Origin of the sequence: Halomonas cibimaris (assembly GCF_039537045.1) — a bacterium.
Classification (GTDB): domain Bacteria; phylum Pseudomonadota; class Gammaproteobacteria; order Pseudomonadales; family Halomonadaceae; genus Vreelandella; species Vreelandella cibimaris.
In genome coordinates this window covers 1-17,644 of sequence record NZ_BAAAZT010000019.1, presented here as the reverse complement: position 1 = coordinate 17,644, position 17,644 = coordinate 1, and the positions used below count along the sequence as shown (strand labels likewise).

The window sequence follows — 17,644 nt, the reverse complement described above, 5'->3', positions numbered from 1 at the left end:
CCCCGGCCACCGCTGCGCGGCGGCCGGGACGTGGCCGCATCAGTCCAGCTGGCGGACCTTGAGCTCGTAGTTGTTCACGCCGCTGCGCGCCGCGCCAAACTTCTGCCCTTTGACACGCACGCGGTATTCCCCCGGCGCCAGCACGGTGCGCAGGTCAACGTCGCCGTCGAAGCCTTCGCCGGCATCCTGAGCGACGACGTTGCCCTGGCGGTCCAGCACCTCGGCTTCAATGCGATAGGTGCCTTCGTTGCCGGGGAAGGTTGAGGTGGTAATCGCCACGGTGCCCTTTTCCAGCACTTCAAACGTTAGCACCTCGCCGCTGGCGCGAATCTTGACGTCGGTGACGATTTCTTCAAAGCCTTCCTGCGGCGATGCGCTCGCCTCTTGGCCGGCGCTATCGGCCGGGGCCGCTTCGCGCTGCTTGGCGACAGCCGGGGCAGCCGCGCCGGCCTCGGGCGCAGCGCTGGCCGCTGCCGGTGTTTCCCGCTCTGGCTGCGACGGCGGCGCCACCGCGGCCACCGCGCTTGAGCGGCGCACAAAGGCCGTCTTGCCGCCTCCCCGGCGATTGCCGACAAAGGCAATGCCGTCGCCGCGAGAAACGCCGCCGGCCACGTCCACGCCTTCTACCGTCACGTAGTAGCTGTTACCCGAGCCGGTGCTGGAGCCAAACTTGTGGCCTTCGACCTCAAGGGTGTAGTCGCCCTTTGCCAGGCGCTGGCGCAAGGCCAGCCCGCCGGCGTTGCCCAGCGCCCGCCCGCGGGCCACTACGTTGCCGGCGCTGTCGCGCAGCGCAGCGGCAACGCGATAGTCGTCAGACTCGCCTGCCAGAACGTGGCTTTCAAACACGTAGGTGCCGGCTTTTTCTACGGTGAAGTCGTGGGCATGCGTGCGGCCGTATAGAAAACTTTCGCTGCGCGCATCGTTGTCGGACTGCAAAAAGCGCGTCAAATCGATCTGCTTGCCCTGTTCACGAAAGCGATCCTGCACTTCGCTGGCGGCGGCCGGCGCGCTGGCCACGCCGAGGCTGAGCGCCAGGGTTACGATAACTGCGGGTTTCATAAGCGATACTCGGTTGTCGGCTAACGGAAAGTGGCGCCAAGATAACAAAAAAGCCGACCCCAGGGGGCCGGCTTGGTACTGTCGCACGCCGCTTGAACGCATCCGCTAGCGGCGTTAAGCCCGACAGGGCGCTAGCCGCCCTGCCATCCGGGGTCGTCCGCGGTTTAGAAGAGGTATACCGCACCTACGGCGACGCCGTCGTCTACGTCGTCCTTACGATCGTACATCGCGCCTTCAACGAAGGTGTACATGGCGTCGGAGACGTTGTAGGTCGCGCCGAGAACAATTTCGTTGTAGCTTTCGCCGCCGTCGTTCGGGAAGTCACCGTGCTTCAGGCCGTCTGAAGCCGTATCGAGGAAGCCATCACCGCCCACATCGACGTACTGGTAAGCGCCGTACACGTCGCCCATGCCGTAGCCGTAGCGCGCGCCCAGGCCGTAGTAGTTGACGTCTTCGATCAGGTCATCGCCGGCATCAAAGCGCTCAAGCTTCAGCGCCACGCGCAGCGTGTCAACGGTGTACTGCGCGGTGATACCGTACTGGTCACCCGCGTCGTAGTCGACGCCCTCGGTTACGTTGCCAGCAGCGTCCCGGACCCCGTAAGTACCGTCGTAGTTGTCGAGGTTGTCGTAGACCGCAGCGATAGAGAACGCGCCGGCGGTGTACTTCACGCCGCCGAAGAAGGAGGCGTTGCTGTCAGACTTCTTGTTTACATCTCCATCACCAAAGACATCGGATTTTTCAAAGTCTTCAGCGTCGCCCTCGAACTGGGTACCCACGGCGAACTGGAAGCCGTTAAAGGACGGTGAGGTGTAGGACACCTTGTCGCCTTCGCGCTCTGACAGACCAACGATGTTCTGGTTTGTATCAGAGATATCGAAGTATTCGTTGTTGGTAACAGGATCCTGGATCCAGTCGTCGATCAGCGGATCCCAGGAGCCGACACGCACGTCACCGAAGCTGCCCTTCAGGCCGGTGTAGGCCTGGTCGCCGGTGTTCAAGCCGCCGGCAGTCTTGGCTTCGTCAACGTCGTGCTCGAACTCGGCCTTGAAGTAGCCTTTCAGGTCGCGAGTGATCAGGTGCTCGCCGGCAAAGCCGATGGTGGAACCGTTGTCAAACAGCTCGTCTTCACTTTCGGTACCTGTATATTCAACGCCGCCAGCAGCATTTACCGCGTTTTGTGCGGTTTCAACGCTCTTGTAGGCAATCTGAACGTTGCCGTAGAGGTCAAGCTTGGTGCCGTCTTCGTTGTAGATCGTGGCAGCCTGTGCGCCGGAAGCGAAGGCAGCACCCGCAATAGCAGTCGCCAAGAGTGTCTTTTTCATGAGATTAATCCTTAACTAACCTACTGTTTCGATCGTCTTTGGGCGCAAGGCCCGCTATTGGCTTGAAAGCATGCGGTTCTTTTATTTCCGTCGCGTTACACGCCGGCAAGCGCCATGTTTTGCTCAAGCCTGGTACGTTTTCCAATGCTCGCAGGGAGAACTCTATACCGGGCTTTGCGGGAACGCAATAGAAAAAAACACTGTTTTTTTACGTTGCGCCCACTTTTTGTGGAACTCTGCCAGTGTGCCTTTGTCTGAGGCCGGCAGTACGCGCAGCTATTCTTGCCCGCCAAAGCGGCGCTGCAAACTCGCCAGCTTGTCTTCCATGCTTTGCTGTGCCGGACGCTTGGCCGCCTCGCTGTCTGCCGGTGCGCCGGTGGCGGCTTTTTTTCCGGCGCCAGACGCGGCCCCGGTTTTGGGCGAGCGCCCCGGCTTGTCAGCCGGTTTCTTTTTTCGCGCCTCTGGGCGGGCTTTGCTCGCCGCCTTGCGGCGGTATTTTTCCTGCGCGGTCTGGGCGGCGGTGGCATCCACCGTACCCGCCGGGTTGCCGTCAAGGTCGATGCGCGTCGCGCCTTCTTTCAGCGCCTTGACGTAGCGGGGCCGGTTAACGTAGCCGGCCAGCGCCCGGCGTATCAGCTTGGTGGACCAGGGCTCGCGCGCCGCCAGATCATGATGAATGCCCACCTTCAGCGGGCGAGCTTCGGCCCCGGCAAACGCTAGGGGGTAGCGCGTCTGCCACTGCTTGAGCAGCGCCTGCGGGGTGGGCGGCGTTTCGGGGGCCGTGGCGCTGGCCTGCTCGGCGCTGGCCGAAGTTTCGCGCTCGGGCGCGGCGGGGGACGAGTGATCGGGCATCTTGGCGTCTCCGGAAAATAAAGGGGTAACGGCGGGCAACGAGGTCGCGGCGGATACAAAAGCCGTGGCAGATAAGGCGTCGGAATCAATCGGGGCGCTGCGTTCTGCGGCCAGCAGCTCGGCCAGGCGGCGTTTCAGCCGGCGGTTATCCTCGCGCAAGACGGCGAGCTGCGTTCGGGCCTTTGCCAGGCGGGCTTCCAGGTCATCCAGCAGATGCATCACGCGTGCAGGCATCCGTCTTCCTCTTGTGGGGTTTTGTGCCGTGGCTCACTCGCCCGAAGCCGGGCCAGGGCGCTACGTCGCACGGCGCTCATAGGTAACAAAGTCGTAGCCGGGCTGGCCTTCAGCGGCAGCGCCGGCCCGGCGCCGGGTTTCACGCCAGCGGGCAGCGTCGATGGCGGGAAAGTAGGTATCGCCTGCCAGCTCGGCATCCACCTCGGTAAGATAAAGCCGCTCGGCGTAGGGCATTGCCTGGGCGTAAACGTCGCCGCCGCCTATTACCATGATCTCTTCGGCGGCCTCGACGGTGGCGTAGCGGTCAGCCAGCGTAAGCGCCTGCGTCAGGCTATGGCAGACCTCAACGTCCGGGTGGGCAAACGCCGTATCCCGGGTGATGACGATATTGCGCCGGCCGGGCAGCGCACGGCCGATGGAGGCAAAGGTCTTGCGCCCCATCACCACCGGTTTGGCCTGGGTCATGCGCTTGAAAAACTGAAGGTCTTCGGGCAGATGCCAGGGCAGCGTGCCGTCCACCCCGATGACGCGGCTGCGCGACATGGCGGCAATCATGGCCACGGGCACCAACGGCGCGGCGTCGGGCCAGGCGAAGGCGCTGGCGCTGTTGCGAGCAGTCATACGGCCACCTTGGCTTTAATCGGCGGATGGGCCTGGTAGCCCTCCAGATGAATATCATCAAAGGTAAACGCCAAAAGATCGTCCACTTGCGGCGACAATACAAGCCTTGGCGGCGCTTTGGGCGTGCGTGCCAGCTGCTCCCGGGCCTGTTCCAGATGGTTGCTGTACAGGTGGGCGTCGCCCAGGGTGTGGATGAACTCTCCCGGCTCCAGCCCCGTTACCTGCGCCACCATGCACAGCAGCAGCGCATAGCTTGCGATGTTGAACGGCACGCCGAGGAAAATATCCGCGCTGCGCTGATAAAGCTGACACGACAGCCGCCCGTCGGCCACGTAAAACTGAAACAGGCAGTGGCACGGCGGCAGCTGCATTTCGTCGACCTGCCCCGGGTTCCACGCCGACACAATGAGCCGGCGCGACTGCGGGTTCGTGCGGATCTGCTCGACGACCCGGCGGATCTGGTCGACGTGGCCGCCGTCCGGGCGCGGCCAGCTGCGCCACTGGTAGCCGTAGACCGGGCCGAGGTCGCCGTTTTCATCGGCCCACTCGTTCCAGATGCGCACGCCGTTGTCCTGCAGGTAGGCGATGTTGGTGTCGCCGCTTAGAAACCACAAAAGCTCGTGGATGATCGAGCGCAGGTGCAGCTTTTTGGTGGTCAGCGCGGGAAAGCCCCGGGCAAGATCAAAGCGCATCTGGTGGCCGAACACCGAGCGCGTGCCGGTGCCGGTGCGGTCGTCGCGGTCGCTGCCGTGCGCCAGCACGTAGCGCATCAAATCGAGATAGGGCTGTTCAAGGGCCGGTTGATTGGCGATCACAAGGCGTTCCCGTTTATTCAAAGTGCATGGTCTTCAAGGGCATAGTCTTCAAGGGCATATCAAAGGCCAAAGGCCGCATTATGCCTTGTTTGTCCCTTTTTTTGTGCCCTCATCAGCCAAGCGCACATCGACAGGCTGGCGGCGCGACCACGCCACCAGCAAAAGGCCAAAGGCCACCATCGGCAGCGTCAAAAGCTGGCCCATGGTCAGCCAGCCGAAGGCGATAAAGCCCAGCTGCGCATCCGGCAGGCGGACAAATTCGACGGCAAAGCGAAATACGCCGTAGCCGATGAGAAACACCCCCGACACCAGCCCCCGGCGCCTGGGGCGCGCGGACACCCACCACAGCAGTGCAAACAGTACCGCGCCTTCCAGCACGGCCTCGTAAAGCGCCGAGGGGTGGCGCGGCTGGCCTGCCGTGCCGGGAAACGGCATGCCCCAGGGCAGCGACGTGACCCGGCCCGGCAGCTCGTGGTTGATGAAGTTGCCGATGCGCCCGGCGCCGAGGCCGATGGGCACCAGCGGGGCCACAAAGTCGGTCAGCGTAAAGTACGCCAGCCCCTTTTTGCGGGCAAACCACGCTGACGCCAGCAGCACGCCGATCAGCCCGCCGTGAAAGCTCATGCCGCCGTCCCAGACGCGGAAAATCCACAGCGGGTCACCGGCCCACTGGCCGAGGCCGTAAAACAGCGCATAGCCCAGCCGCCCGCCAAGCACCACGCCCAGCGCGGCGTAAAACAAAAGGTCGCTGACGTCGTCCCGGGTCAGGCCAAGGCGCGCGGCCCGACGCCCGCCCAGCCACCAGGCAGCGACAAAGCCCACCACATACATCAGCCCGTACCAGTGCACCTGCAGCGGGCCGAGCGATATGGCGACAGGATCAATAGCGGGGTAGGCAATCATACGGGCCTCAAACGGCAAACAGGGAAGGGAGTCACGGGCGTTAACTCATGATAAAGCGCACGCCGACCACGATGAGCAAAACGGCAAAGGCGTAGCGCAGTATATGGCCGGGCAGCACGTGCGCCAGGCGGACGCCTACCCGGGCAAAGGGTACGCTTGCCAGCACCACGCCCAAAAACGCCGGCCACATGACAAACCCCGTGGCGGCAGCGGGCAGCACGGGGTTGCCCCAGCCAACCACGATGAAGGTAAGCGCGCCGGTCAGGGCGATGGGCAGCCCGCAGGCGGCCGAGGTGCCCACGGCCTGCGTCATGCCGGCACCGCAGCGCGAAAGCCAGGGCACGCTCAGCGTGCCGCCGCCGATGCCGAACAGCGCTGAAATGCCGCCGATGACCACCCCGGCCACGCCCATGGCGGCCCGGCCCGGCGGCTGTGCGCCGGGTTTGGGGGCAAGCCCCAGCAGCATCTTGACGGCCACCAATACCACGAACACGCCAAACAGCGTGCCCAGCAGCGTCGCCGAGAGACCGTCGGCGACAAACACGCCGAGCACCGCGCCGGCAACCAGCCCGGGCAGCAGCGCCTTGAGCCAGGGCAGACGAATGCTGCCCCTCTGCCAGTGGCCGTAAGCCGACGACGCCCCGGTCACCACAATGGTGGCAAGCGAGGTGCCCACGGCCAGGTGCACCACCACCTCCGGGGCCACCCCCTGCAGGCCGAAGGCAAACACCAGCGCAGGCACAATGATGATGCCGCCGCCCACGCCGAACAGGCCGGCCAGCGTACCGGCGGTAGCGCCCAGCGCCAGATACCCAAGCAGGGTCAAGGCAATACTCATGGTCAAGGCTCTCGTATCAAAGGCAGTGCATTGCGCGAATGCCGTGTTGCCCCAGCATCTTCGCGGGCTGAAATCCGCAACAGCGGCGCCTCCGTCTTCTGGCGCTGCCGCCGCGATAAACGTCGTACAGCCGGGCAACCTGCACCGGCGCTGGCGGTATTCTACGTTGCCGCCTGCGCCTGTCGCCACCCTGCGTTAGTGCGCCGGGCCTTGGCGGACCTTCAGTCTTTGGGGGGCAGAAGATGCGCCAGCTGCCAGCCGGCCATGCGCGACTGCAGGTGGCGATGCACCTCTTCCGGGGTGTCCTTTTCCATGACTTCTTCCAGCAGCGCGCGGGCGTCGTCCAGCGCGACCCGGCGAATGGCAGCGCGCACCTTGGGCAGGCTGGGGGCGTTCATCGACAGGCCGGTAAAGCCCATGCCCATAAGCAAAAGCGCCCCGGCCGGGTCGCCGGCCAGCTCGCCGCACAGCGAAATCGGCCGCTCAAGGCGCCGGGCGTCCCGGGCCAGCTTGTCAAGCGCGGTCAAAAGCGCCGGATGCAGCGGGTCGTAAAGCTCCGATACCCGCGGGTTGTTGCGATCCACAGCCAGCAGATACTGGGTCAGGTCGTTGCTGCCTACCGAAAAAAAATCCACACGGCCGGCCAGCGCGTCCATCTGATAGAGCGTAGCGGGCACCTCGATCATGGCCCCGACCCGGGGCCGCGTGACGGCCACGCCCTCCTCGCCCAGCTCGACGATGGCGCGCTGCAAAAGGCCCAGCGCCTCGTCCACCTCCCCTACGTTGGTGATCATGGGCAGCAGCACGTGCAGGTTTTCAAGCCCCACGGAGGCCTTGAGCATGGCGCGCAGCTGCACCATCAGCACCTCCGGGTGGTCCAGCGTCACGCGCATACCGCGCCAGCCGAGAAACGGGTTGGCCTCGTCGATGGGAAAATACGGCAGATCCTTGTCGCCGCCGATGTCCAGGGTGCGCATCACCACCGGCAGCGGCGCAAAGCCTTCCAGCTGGTCGCGATACAGCCGGGTCTGCTCCTGCTCGCCGGGAAAGCGCTGGGTAATCATGAACGGCACTTCGGTGCGGTAAAGCCCCACCCCGCTGATGCGGTTTTTGAGCAGCGCCACGGCATCCACGGCCAGGCCGGTGTTGACCATCAACGGCATATCGTGGCCGTCGGTGGTTTCGCTGGGCAGGTTCTGCTCGTGCTCCAGCAGTTCGCTGAGCTCGCGCTCCTCGTTGACCAGGGTGGCGTAGTAGTGCTCCAGCTCCGGGGTGGGATGAACAAACAGCCGGCCGCGATGGCCGTCTACCACCACCGGGGCCCCGGAAAGGCGCGGCAGCGGCAAATCCATCATGCCAAGCACGGTGGGCACCCCCATGGCGCGCGCCACAATCGCCACATGCGAGGTGCTGGAGCCGCGCACCGACACCACGCCCTTGAGCTTGCTGCGCGGCACTTCACCGAGCAGTGCTACGCTGATTTCATCCCCCACCAGCACGGTGTTGTCGGGGTAAACGTCGGGCGTGGCGGACACGCCCTGCTGCAGGTGCGCCAGCACGCGCCGGCCCAGATCGCGAACGTCGGCGGCGCGCTCGCGCAGGTAGTCGTCGTCCACCCGCTCCAGATACTGCACGTGGCGGCGCACCACGTCGGCGAGCGCCCCGGGCGCCCACTGGCCTTCGCGAATGCGTTTTTCCACCTCGCGTGAAAGCGCCGACTCGCCGAGCATCTGCTGGTAGGCGTCAAACAGCGCCAGCTCCTGGGCGGAAATTCGTTTGGAAAGCCGCCGGCCGGCGCTGCCGATTTCTTCTCGGGTTTTATCAATGGCCTCTTTAAGCCGGGCGATCTCGAAGGCCTCATCCCGGGGGATCAGATCCGGCACGCTGTTCAAATCCGCCGGCGGGGTAATCACCACCGCCTCGCCCATGGCAATACCCGGCGCTACCGCCACGCCGCGAAACACCTTCTGGCGCCCGGCCGGGGCGGGGCGCGTTAAGTCTCCCGTTGCCAGCGCATGGGCCAGTACCCCGGAAAGCTGGGCGGCCATGGTGACCAAAAACGCCTCGTCTTCATCGTTGTAGCGGCGGTTTTCCGCCTGCTGCACCACCAAAACGCCGAGCATGCGGCGCTGGTGGATGATGGGAATGCCCAGAAAGCTGGAGTAGCGCTCCTCGCCGGTGGAGGCAAAGTAGCGAAAATGCGGATGGGACTGGGCGTCTTCCAGGTTGAGCGGCTCGCTGCGCTTGGCCACCAATCCCACCAGCCCCTCGCCCAGCGGCAGCATCACCCGCCCCACGGCCTGGGTGCGCAGGCCGATGGTTTCCATCAGCACCAGCGTTTCCAGCGCTTCATCGTAGAGATAAAACGAGCACACATCGGTGCCCATGGCCTTGCGGATACGGCGCACCATGGTGGCCAGGGCAGCATCAAGGCTGCGCGCACCGTTGACTTCCTGGATGATGCGGCGCAACACCTCAAGCATGGAGGTTTTCTGCTTCACGGATTGGTGCCTCGCTGAGGGGTGAAGCCGCTCACTGCGGCCGGCGTTTACCGGGCGATACGCTGAAGTCGCGGCGAGAGCTCGCGCAGCGCGCGCCGGTACACGTCGCGCTTGAACGCCACGACCTGCCCGAGGGGATACCAGTAGCTCACCCAGCGCCAGCCGTCGAATTCCGGCTTGGGCGTAGCACTCATGCAGATCTGGCTGTCCTGACAGCGAATCCGCAGCAGGTACCACTTTTGCTTCTGGCCGATACATACCGGCCGGGAATGTGTGCGAATCATGCGTCGCGGCAGGCGGTAGCGCAGCCACCCCCGGGTGCAGGCCACAACGGCAACGTCATCGGCGGTAAGGCCGATCTCTTCGTGAAGCTCACGAAAAAGCGCCTGTTGCGGTGTTTCGTCTGCCTTGATGCCCCCCTGGGGAAACTGCCACGCGTTTTGCCCGACCCGACGCGCCCAAAGCAGCTGCCCGCTGGCGTTGGCGATAATGATGCCAACGTTGGGGCGAAAGCCGTCTGCGTCGATCACGGACGTCACCTTAAAAAAGTATCAGTTGCGCTCATTTTTCCACAATGGTCACAGCACGATCAATACATTCGTTATACCGTTGAGGCCGGCACATGATCCAGCAGCGCCGGCCGGCCTTGCACCGCAATCGTTTTGCACGTTGGGCAAACCGTACGGCTTTTGCCATAATCGCGCCGCAATGCCATTAACGTTAAGGGGAGTGCCGTGAGCCTGGCCATTTTCGACCTGGATAACACCCTGCTGTCCATCGACAGCGATCATGCCTGGGGCGAGTTTCTGCTCGAACAGGGGGCGGTGGACGCCAAGGCCTACCGCGAAGCCAATGAACGCTTCATGGCCGATTACGAGGCCGGCACGCTGGACATCGATGCCTTTCTTGCCGTGGCCCTCAAACCGCTGGCCGACAACACCCCGGAGCAGCTTGCCGCCTGGCACCAGCAGTTCATGGCGGCCAAGGTGGAGCCGAGCATTCTCCCCCGGGCCGAAGCGCTGATCGCCCGCCACCGCGCCCAGGGCGACACGCTGCTGATCATTACCGCCACCAACCGCTTTATTACCGACCCCATCGCCGAGCGGCTGGGCATTGATCATCTTATCGCCGTGGAGCCGGAGGTGGTGGACGGCCGCTACACCGGCCGGGTCACCGGCACGCCAAGCTTTCGCGACGGCAAGGTGACCCGGCTTTACCAGTGGCTGGAAACGCGCAGCGACACCCTTGACGATGCCTGGTTCTACAGCGACTCGCACAACGACATCGCGCTTTTGGAACAGGTAGAGCACCCCGTCGCCGTGGACCCCGACCCCACTCTGCGCCAGACCGCACAGGAGCGCGGCTGGCGCATTCTCTCCCTGCGCGGGTAAGCGCAAAGGTACGGCTACACCTCGCCGAGCAGCCTCAGACTGGCCGCCGGGGCTGCTCGGCGCAGCCCCCTGGAAAGCGCGTGACCGATCACCCCGATCGCCAGCGCCCCGCCCAGCGGCAGCGCCAGCCACACCCAGACGTGCAGCTGCACCGGCAGGTCCAGCCAGTAGCGGTACAAAAGCGCCGCGGCAAGCTCGGCCAGTGCCGCCCCCAGCAGCCCGCTGGCGCCGCCCAGCAGGGCAAACTCGGCCCCCTGCATCCGCGAGATCAGCCGGTTGCCGGCGCCAAACACGCGCAAAAGCCCGCTTTCATGGGCGCGCACCGGCTGGCTGGCGGTGAGCGCGGCATAGAGCACGCTGACGCCGGCCAGCAGCACCAGCACGAGAATCAGCTCAATGGCGCGGGTCACCTGAAACAGCACCTCACGCACCTGCCCCAGCAGCGCGTCAACGTTGAGCAGCGACACCCCCGGAAAGCGCTCTGCCAGGCGGTTGGCCAGGCTCTGGTCGTCGTCGGGCAGATAAAACGCGGTAATGTAGCTGTGGGCGAAATCTTCCAGCACTCCGGGCGGAAAGATCACGTAGAAGTTGGGCGTAAAGCTGTCCCAGTTGAGGCTGCGCAGGCTGGTAATGCGCCCGGTCAACGACTCGCTGCCGATGCCAAAGGTCAGCGTGTCGCCAAGCCCCAGACCCAACCGCCCGGCCAGGCCGTCTTCCATGGAAATCGGCACCGGGGCCTCAGCGGGCACGGCGTCCACCGCGCCCAGCCAGCCCTCGGCAGCATCGTGCGAGGCGGCCTCGTTCGGGGAAGCGTCTCGCTCAATGTCGGCGTCGGCAAACCATTCGCCGGCCACCACGCGGTTGCCCTCGGGCAGCGTGGCCCGCCAGGTCAGGTTCAGCGCCCGGCGCAGCGCGTTGTCGGCCAGTGCCTCGGACGACAGCGCCTCGGCCGGCGGTGCACCGTTCACCGCGCTGATGCGCCCGCGGACCATGGGATACAGCGCACTTCTGGCCTCCACGGCCGGCGCGATGGCCTCGGCAAACGCTTGGCGCTGGCCGGGCTGAATGTTGATGGCAAAGTAGTTGGGCGTGTCATCCGGCAGCTGAGCCTGCCAGGTGGCCAGCAAATCGCCGCGCACCAGCGTCATCATTGCCATGGCAAAAAACGTCACGGCAAAGGCCAGCAGCTGGCCAAGCCCGGCCCGGCGGCGCCGGGCCAGCTGGCCGCCGCCCAGCCGCAGCGCTTGCGACCAGAGGCCGCGGCCCGTCAGCCGTCCGGCCAGTGCCAGCACGCCGCGCAGCAGCAGCGCGCCGCCGACCCACAGCACGCCCAGCGCAGCACCGCCGCCCAGCAGCACCGTCAGCGCCAGCGTCAGGCTTTGCGAATACAGCCACAAAAGGCCGCCAAACACCGCCGCCGCCACGCCGGCCACCAGCCAGGCCGAAGGCGGCAGCGGGTCAAGCTCGCGGCGCAGCACCTTCAGCGCGCTCACCCGCTTGATGCGCAGCAGCATCGGCCCGGCAAAGCCCACCAGCACGGCAAGGGCGGTGAACGTGCCCAGAAACAGCGGAGCGATGCCCGGCGCCGGCAGCGTCAGCGGCAAAAAGCCCGCCAGCAGCCGCACCAGCAGCGCCTGACCCGCAAGCCCGGCGAGCGCGCCCAGCATGGAAGCCGCCAGCGCCAGCGCCAGCAGCTGGCCGGCAAAAATCAGCGTCAGCTGGCGCTGGCCGGCGCCAAAGCAGCGCAGCAGCGCGGCGGTATCCAGATGGCGCTCGACGTAGCGCCGGCTGGCCATGGCCACGGCCACCCCGGCCAGCAGCACCGCCGCCAGCCCGGCAATGCCCAGGTAGTTTTCCGCCCGGGCCAGGGCGCTGCCCAGCCGCGGGCGGTCGCGGCGCACGTCACTGATCTGTACGCCTTCTTCACGCAGCCGCGCCAGCAGCGGCTCAAGGCGCTCAAGCGCCGCGGGCGGGCCGGCGCCCAGCAGCGCGTAGTCAATCCGCGAGCCGGGCTGCACCAGCCCGGTGGCCTCAAGGTCAGCGGCGTTGAGCAAAACCCGCGGGTTGAAGCTGCCAAAGCCGCCCGACGGATTGGCCTCGCGTTGGATAAAACCGCTCACCTGCAGCTCGGCCTCGCCCACTTGAAGCGTATCGCCAAGGCTTAGTCCCAGCAGCGACTTCAGCCGCGGATCGGCCCACACGCTGCCCGCCGCGGGCGGGCGCTCAAGGCTTGCACTGCCGCCGTCACGCGCCACGTCCGAGCGGCCGTAGTGCGGCCAGGCGTCATCCACCGCCTTGAGGCTTGCCAGCTGAAAATTCTCGCCCCGGCGCAGCATGGACGCCATTTCCACCTGGCGGCTGACCGTCAGGCCGGCGTCCTGCAGCTGTTTGACCAGCGCATCAGCAAACGGCTCGGGCTGCTCCAGCACCAGATCCCCGCCCAAAAGCTGCCCGGCCTGGCGCTCCAGGCCGCGCTCCAGCCGGTCAAGAAAAAAGGCAATCATGGTGGCGGCGGCCACCGCCAGCACCAGCGCCATGAACAGCGCGCGCACGTCGGCGGCGCGCAGATCACGTTTCAGGCCGGTCAGCGCCAGCCGCAGAGCAGCCGTCATGGTGTGGCCTCCCCGTTGGGGTCGAACGCTTCCAGCCGCCCGTGGGCAAGGCGCAAACAGCGGCTGCAGCGCCTTGCCAGGGCGTAATCGTGGGTGACCAACACTAGCGTCGTGCCGGCCTCGCGGTTGAGGGTAAACAAAAGCTCGATTACCGCCGCGCCGGTTTCCGGATCGAGGTTGCCGGTGGGCTCGTCGGCAAATACCAGCTCGGGCTCGGTAACGAAGGCCCGCGCCAGCGCCACGCGCTGCTGCTCGCCGCCGGAGAGCTGCTTGGGCAGATGCCCGGTACGCTCGCCCAGCCCCACGCGGGCCAGCCACTCCCGGGCCGCATCGCGGCGGTGGCCGCCGGGGGCAAGCTCCAGCGGCAGGGCCACGTTTTCCAGCGCGCTGAGCGTGGGCAGCAGCTGAAAGTTTTGAAACACAAAGCCCACGCGCCCGGCGCGCAGCGCCGCGCGGGCGTCTTCATCAAGCGCACCGAGCGGCTCGCCGAACAGCGCAAGCTCGCCGGCAGTTGGGGTATCCAGCCCGGCCAAAAGCCCCAGCAGGGTGGATTTGCCTGAGCCGCTCTTGCCCAGAATCGCCACGCTCTCCCCCGGTGCTACGGCAAGCGACAGCTCGTGTAAGATGGCAAGCGAGCCCTCGCCGCTTGCCACCTGCTTATTCAGGCGATCGGCGCGGATCAGCGGTGCAGCGGCAGAAAAGGAGTCCGACATGAGCGTATGTATCCCTGGAAAAAAACGCGGGTTAGCGCAGGCAGGTGCCATCGTACTGGCAGCGCTGACCCTGCTGGCCGTGGTGCCCGCAGTCGCCGCGGGCCGGCCGGCGCTGTTGGTCATGGGCGATAGCCTAAGCGCGGCGCACAACATTGAGCAAGACGCCGGCTGGGTGAATCTTTTGCGCCGGCGGCTGGAAGGCAAGGCCCGCGTGATCAACGCCAGCATCAGCGGCGAAACCAGCAGCGGCGGCGCGGCGCGTTTTCCCGCGCTGCTGGACCGGCACGCCCCCGCGCTTGTGGTACTTGAGCTGGGCGGCAACGACGGCCTGCGCGGCACGCCGCCAAGCGCGCTTTACGCCAACCTGGCGCAGATGATCGAGCAAAGCCAGGCGGCGGGGGCCCGGGTTTTGCTGGCAGGGATCGACATTCCGCCCAACTACGGCCAGGCCTACCGCCGGGCCTTTACCCGGGTCTATCCGCGCCTGGCGGCCCGGTATCACGTGGCGCTGGTGGCGTTTTTGCTTGACGGCATCGCGCTGGACGACTCGCTGATGCAGGAAGACGGCATTCATCCCACCGCCGAGGCCCAGCCCGCCGTGCTGGCCAACGTCTGGCCGGTACTCGCGCCGCTTTTTAAAGCCGCCCGCTAAGCGCTCGCCGGGGCTGGCTGCGTCAGGTTTTCTGGCGCTGCTGCAGGGCCAGCCCGGCGAGAATCAGCGCCAGCCCGGCAAGGGTCGAGGCGCGAATCGGCTCGTCGACGACCAGATGCAGCAGCAAAAGCGACACCGGCGGCGAGAGAAAGATCAGGTTGGACACCTTCGCCGTGCGCGAAATCTTGTGCATGGCCAGCTGCCAGAGGATAAACGCCACGCCCATCTCGAAAAGGCCCACGTAAACCCCGGCGGAAAGCGCCGCCCAGCCGTGCCACTCAAACCCGGGGCCAAAGGCCAGCAGCGCGCCGAGCACCGGCAGCCCCACGGTGAAGTTCTGCCACTGGCCCACCAGCGGCTCGCGCGCGTCCCGGGTGTTGAGCAGCCAGTAAAGCGCCCACAGCAGCGTGGACATCAGGGCAAAGATAACGCCCAGCGGGTCGGCGAAGGCGACATCCAACACCGCACCGCGGGTGGCGATCACCCACACCCCGGCGTAGGCGATCAGCCCGGCGGCCACGTCCGTGCGGGTAATCCGCTGGCCGAGTATGGGCACGGCGAGAAACGCCATGGCCAGCGCCCAGGTGTAGTTCAGCGCCATGGCTTCCTGGCCCGGCAGGCGGTCGTAGGCGGCGAACAGCACCAGATAGTAGGCCACCGGGTTCATCAGCCCGGCCCACAGCGCGGTGCGCCAGCCGCGCGCAAGCGCCCGGCCGAGCTGGCCGCGCTTGACCACCAGCGCCCCCATCAGCGCCCAGGACACCAGGGCGGCCAGCGCCATCAGCTCCAGCGGGCTCATATACCCCAGTGCTACCTTGAACGCCGTGGCCACGGTGGACCACAGCGCCACCGCGCCCAGGCCGTACAACATTGCCTGACGATCCTGGTTCATGCTGGCTCCTTGCGTGGAAAACGTGACATTGCGTCGGGGACTGGTAACACTGGTGGTACGCCGGCATCCGCCAGCGCCGGCAGCGCGCGCGGCAACGGGGTACCATGTATCGTGTGCAGCATAACACCCAAGGAGCTTTCATGGCCGATCAGGACATCTCTCAGTCACGCCTTTACGAATGGCTGACCGGCGACGAAGACAGCCGCATGTGCGACGACATTCCCGACACCGCCTGCCGCGACCAGCCGGCCAACTTTGCCCGCCACCTGTGGGCGGCGCTGGGCAACAAGCTGGCCGATGAGCTGTCCAGCGCTCGGTTGGTGCTGCCGTGGCTGATGGGCGTTATCGGCGCACCGGTGTGGATGGTGGGCCTTTTGGTGCCCATTCGCGAATCCGGCGCGCTGCTGCCCCAGCTGTTCGTGGCCGGCTTTATCCGCCTCAAGCCCCAGCGCAAGTGGGTATGGGTAGCCGGCGGCGCGCTGCAGGCACTGGCCGCGCTGGCGCTGGCGCTGCTTGCCGTTTGGGGCCGCGGCGGGGTCGGCGGCGCGCTGGTGCTGGCCGTGCTGGTGGCGCTGTCGCTGGCGCGCGGGCTTTCCTCCATTGCCACCAAAGACGTGATGGGCAAAACCATCGCCAAAAAGCGCCGCGGCACGCTGATGGGCTACAGCGGCAGCGTGGCCGGCGCGGTCACGCTGGTCGCCGGCGGCGTGCTGATGCTGTTCGACGAGCGTCCCGGGGAGCTGGCGCTGGCTGTGCTGCTTGGCGTGGCGGCGCTGGGCTGGGCGCTGAATGCGCTGTTCGCTGCACGTATCAGTGAGCAGCCCGGCGCTGTGGACGGCGGCGAAAACGCCTGGGACAGCCTCAAGCTGGGGTTTTCCCTGCTACGCGAGGACCGCGCGTTTTTACACTTCAACGTGTCGCGCACGCTTTTGCTGTCAAGCGCGCTGGCACTGCCCTACATCGCCCTGCTGGGCCAGCGACAAAGCGACGCAGCGCTAGGCGGGCTGGGGCTTTTGGTGGTGATTTCCGGCGTCGCGGCGATGGTGGCAAGCCCGGTGTGGGGCAAGCGTGCCGATGCCTCCAGCCGGCGAGTCATGTGCGATGCCGCGCTGGGCACCGTCGCCTGCTGCCTGGCCGGGGCGGGCCTTGTCTGGCTGCCCGGTGAATGGAGTGCCAGCGTGCTGCCCTACGCGGTAATCTATGGGGTACTGGTCATTGTGCATCACGGCGTGCGCCTGGGGCGCAAGACCTACGTGGTGGATATGGCCAGCAGCGACAATCGGGCGCTTTACGTGGCGCTTTCCAACACGCTGACGGGTGGTTTAATGTTGTTGTTTGGCAGCCTACTCGGCGCTTTGGCGCAGTGGCTTGGCAGTGCCGCCCTGCTGGTCGTGCTGGCGGCGGCGGCTCTGGGCGCTTTTTTCAGCGCCCGCACGCTTCCCGACGTCGAATAGCCGGCAGCTCAGCAAAACGGCGATGCCCGCCGGTACCACATTAAGGACTGGAGTCAACTACCTCTCCCTGAAGGGAGAGGCTTGTGAAAGCAGGCCCGGTTGACCAGGGAGAGCGGGCAACATGGCCGCTACGTTGATAACAGGTCGTCAAGACTCACCGCCGAATGCTTCCTCAGTTCGGCGCTCTGAAAGGTCGGGATCATGCGGGCGCAAGGTAAAACGCCGAAGGTTCTGACCGCTGCCGCCAGGNGGAGGAAATCGCCATGGCGGTTTTCGTATGGGATAAACACAAGCAGCCGTTGATGCCGTGCAGCGAAAAGCGTGCCCGGCTGCTGCTGAAACGCGGTCGCGCCGTGGTGCATAAACGCTACCCGTTCACGATCCGGCTCAAGGATCGGGTGGGCGGCGACACGCAACCGCTTCGCCTGGGCATTGACCCCGGCAGCAAGACCACGGGGCTGGCGCTGATGCGTGAATCAGACGGTGAGCAGCGCCATGTGCTGTGTCTGTTCGAGCTTTTGCATCGCGGCTTCCAGATCAAAAAGGCGCTGGAGCAGCGCGCCGCGTTTCGGCGCCGCCGCCGTTCGGCCCATCTGCGCTACCGGGCGCCACGATTTAACAACCGCACGCGCAAAGCCGATTGGTTGCCGCCCAGCCTGCAGCATCAAGTCGATACGGTGATGGCGTGGGTAAAGCGGCTAAGCAAGCTCGCCCCCATCACCGCGCTGGATAAGGAGCTGGTGCGCTTTGATACCCAGCGGCTCGACAATCCGGAGATAAGC

General features: G+C 65.7%; 16 protein-coding genes. 4 read left to right on the top strand and 12 right to left on the bottom strand.

Annotation, left to right across the window (positions count from 1 at the left end; translation table 11 throughout):
- Positions 1 to 39 precede the first annotated feature (39 nt).
- From ABD654_RS02400 to ABD654_RS02360, 9 genes are all read right to left on the bottom strand, one after another.
- Positions 40 to 1,059, bottom strand: a complete 1,020-nt coding sequence (locus tag ABD654_RS02400) for a hypothetical protein (RefSeq protein ID WP_344701912.1) — start codon at positions 1,057 to 1,059, stop codon at positions 40 to 42.
- Between the two features lie 164 nt (positions 1,060 to 1,223).
- Positions 1,224 to 2,384 (bottom strand): porin, encoded by a 1,161-nt coding sequence (locus tag ABD654_RS02395; RefSeq protein WP_344701910.1) that lies wholly within the window; start codon positions 2,382 to 2,384, stop codon positions 1,224 to 1,226.
- Positions 2,385 to 2,660: 276 nt separating this feature from the next.
- Entirely contained in the window at positions 2,661 to 3,470 is an 810-nt protein-coding gene (locus ABD654_RS02390; RefSeq protein WP_344701908.1) for a ProQ/FINO family protein, read from the bottom strand.
- A 60-nt stretch (positions 3,471 to 3,530) separates the two neighbouring features.
- Positions 3,531 to 4,091, bottom strand: a complete 561-nt coding sequence (locus tag ABD654_RS02385; protein WP_344701906.1) for a dihydrofolate reductase — start codon at positions 4,089 to 4,091, stop codon at positions 3,531 to 3,533.
- On the bottom strand, positions 4,088 to 4,861 hold the full coding sequence (locus ABD654_RS02380) for a thymidylate synthase (protein ID WP_344701951.1): 774 nt from the start codon (positions 4,859 to 4,861) through the stop codon (positions 4,088 to 4,090). Before ABD654_RS02380 ends, ABD654_RS02385 begins: the two co-directional genes overlap by 4 nt.
- Positions 4,862 to 4,984: 123 nt before the next feature.
- Entirely contained in the window at positions 4,985 to 5,809 is an 825-nt protein-coding gene (gene lgt / locus ABD654_RS02375) for a prolipoprotein diacylglyceryl transferase (RefSeq protein WP_344701904.1), read from the bottom strand.
- Positions 5,810 to 5,849: 40 nt separating this feature from the next.
- The gene (locus ABD654_RS02370) at positions 5,850 to 6,647 is read right to left on the bottom strand and encodes a sulfite exporter TauE/SafE family protein (RefSeq protein ID WP_344701902.1); all 798 of its coding nucleotides are present in this window, start codon (positions 6,645 to 6,647) and stop codon (positions 5,850 to 5,852) included.
- 221 nt (positions 6,648 to 6,868) lie between these two features.
- On the bottom strand, positions 6,869 to 9,130 hold the full coding sequence (gene ptsP / locus ABD654_RS02365; RefSeq protein ID WP_344701949.1) for a phosphoenolpyruvate--protein phosphotransferase: 2,262 nt from the start codon (positions 9,128 to 9,130) through the stop codon (positions 6,869 to 6,871).
- Between the two features lie 65 nt (positions 9,131 to 9,195).
- Positions 9,196 to 9,678 (bottom strand): RNA pyrophosphohydrolase, encoded by a 483-nt coding sequence (locus ABD654_RS02360; RefSeq protein ID WP_344701900.1) that lies wholly within the window; start codon positions 9,676 to 9,678, stop codon positions 9,196 to 9,198.
- A 204-nt stretch (positions 9,679 to 9,882) separates the two neighbouring features.
- On the opposite strand from ABD654_RS02360, the gene ABD654_RS02355 reads away from it, so the two are divergent.
- Positions 9,883 to 10,539, top strand: coding sequence for a histidinol-phosphatase (locus ABD654_RS02355; RefSeq protein ID WP_344701898.1), 657 nt, complete (start codon positions 9,883 to 9,885; stop codon positions 10,537 to 10,539).
- A 14-nt stretch (positions 10,540 to 10,553) separates the two neighbouring features.
- On the opposite strand, the gene ABD654_RS02350 is transcribed toward ABD654_RS02355, so the two are convergent.
- Together ABD654_RS02350 and ABD654_RS02345 are read right to left on the bottom strand one after the other, a co-directional pair.
- On the bottom strand, positions 10,554 to 13,151 hold the full coding sequence (locus ABD654_RS02350) for an ABC transporter permease (protein WP_344701896.1): 2,598 nt from the start codon (positions 13,149 to 13,151) through the stop codon (positions 10,554 to 10,556).
- Positions 13,148 to 13,864 (bottom strand): ABC transporter ATP-binding protein, encoded by a 717-nt coding sequence (locus tag ABD654_RS02345; RefSeq protein WP_344701894.1) that lies wholly within the window; start codon positions 13,862 to 13,864, stop codon positions 13,148 to 13,150. The genes ABD654_RS02350 and ABD654_RS02345 overlap by 4 nt, the downstream gene beginning before the upstream one ends.
- Here ABD654_RS02345 and ABD654_RS02340 point away from each other — a divergent pair.
- Positions 13,863 to 14,516, top strand: a complete 654-nt coding sequence (locus ABD654_RS02340) for an arylesterase (protein WP_344701892.1) — start codon at positions 13,863 to 13,865, stop codon at positions 14,514 to 14,516. The two genes, ABD654_RS02345 and ABD654_RS02340, sit on opposite strands and share 2 nt — an antisense overlap.
- 22 nt (positions 14,517 to 14,538) lie before the next feature.
- Here the strand turns inward: ABD654_RS02340 and ABD654_RS02335 are convergent, their stop codons facing one another.
- Positions 14,539 to 15,408, bottom strand: a complete 870-nt coding sequence (locus ABD654_RS02335; protein ID WP_344701890.1) for a DMT family transporter — start codon at positions 15,406 to 15,408, stop codon at positions 14,539 to 14,541.
- Between the two features lie 140 nt (positions 15,409 to 15,548).
- On the opposite strand from ABD654_RS02335, the gene ABD654_RS02330 reads away from it, so the two are divergent.
- Together ABD654_RS02330 and iscB are read left to right on the top strand one after the other, a co-directional pair.
- A complete protein-coding gene (locus ABD654_RS02330) occupies positions 15,549 to 16,862 on the top strand; it encodes an MFS transporter (protein ID WP_344701888.1) in 1,314 nt (437 codons plus the stop codon).
- 263 nt (positions 16,863 to 17,125) lie between these two features.
- Positions 17,126 to 17,644 (top strand): RNA-guided endonuclease IscB (gene iscB, locus ABD654_RS02325; RefSeq protein WP_344701886.1); only part of this gene is annotated, 519 nt, incomplete at its 3' end.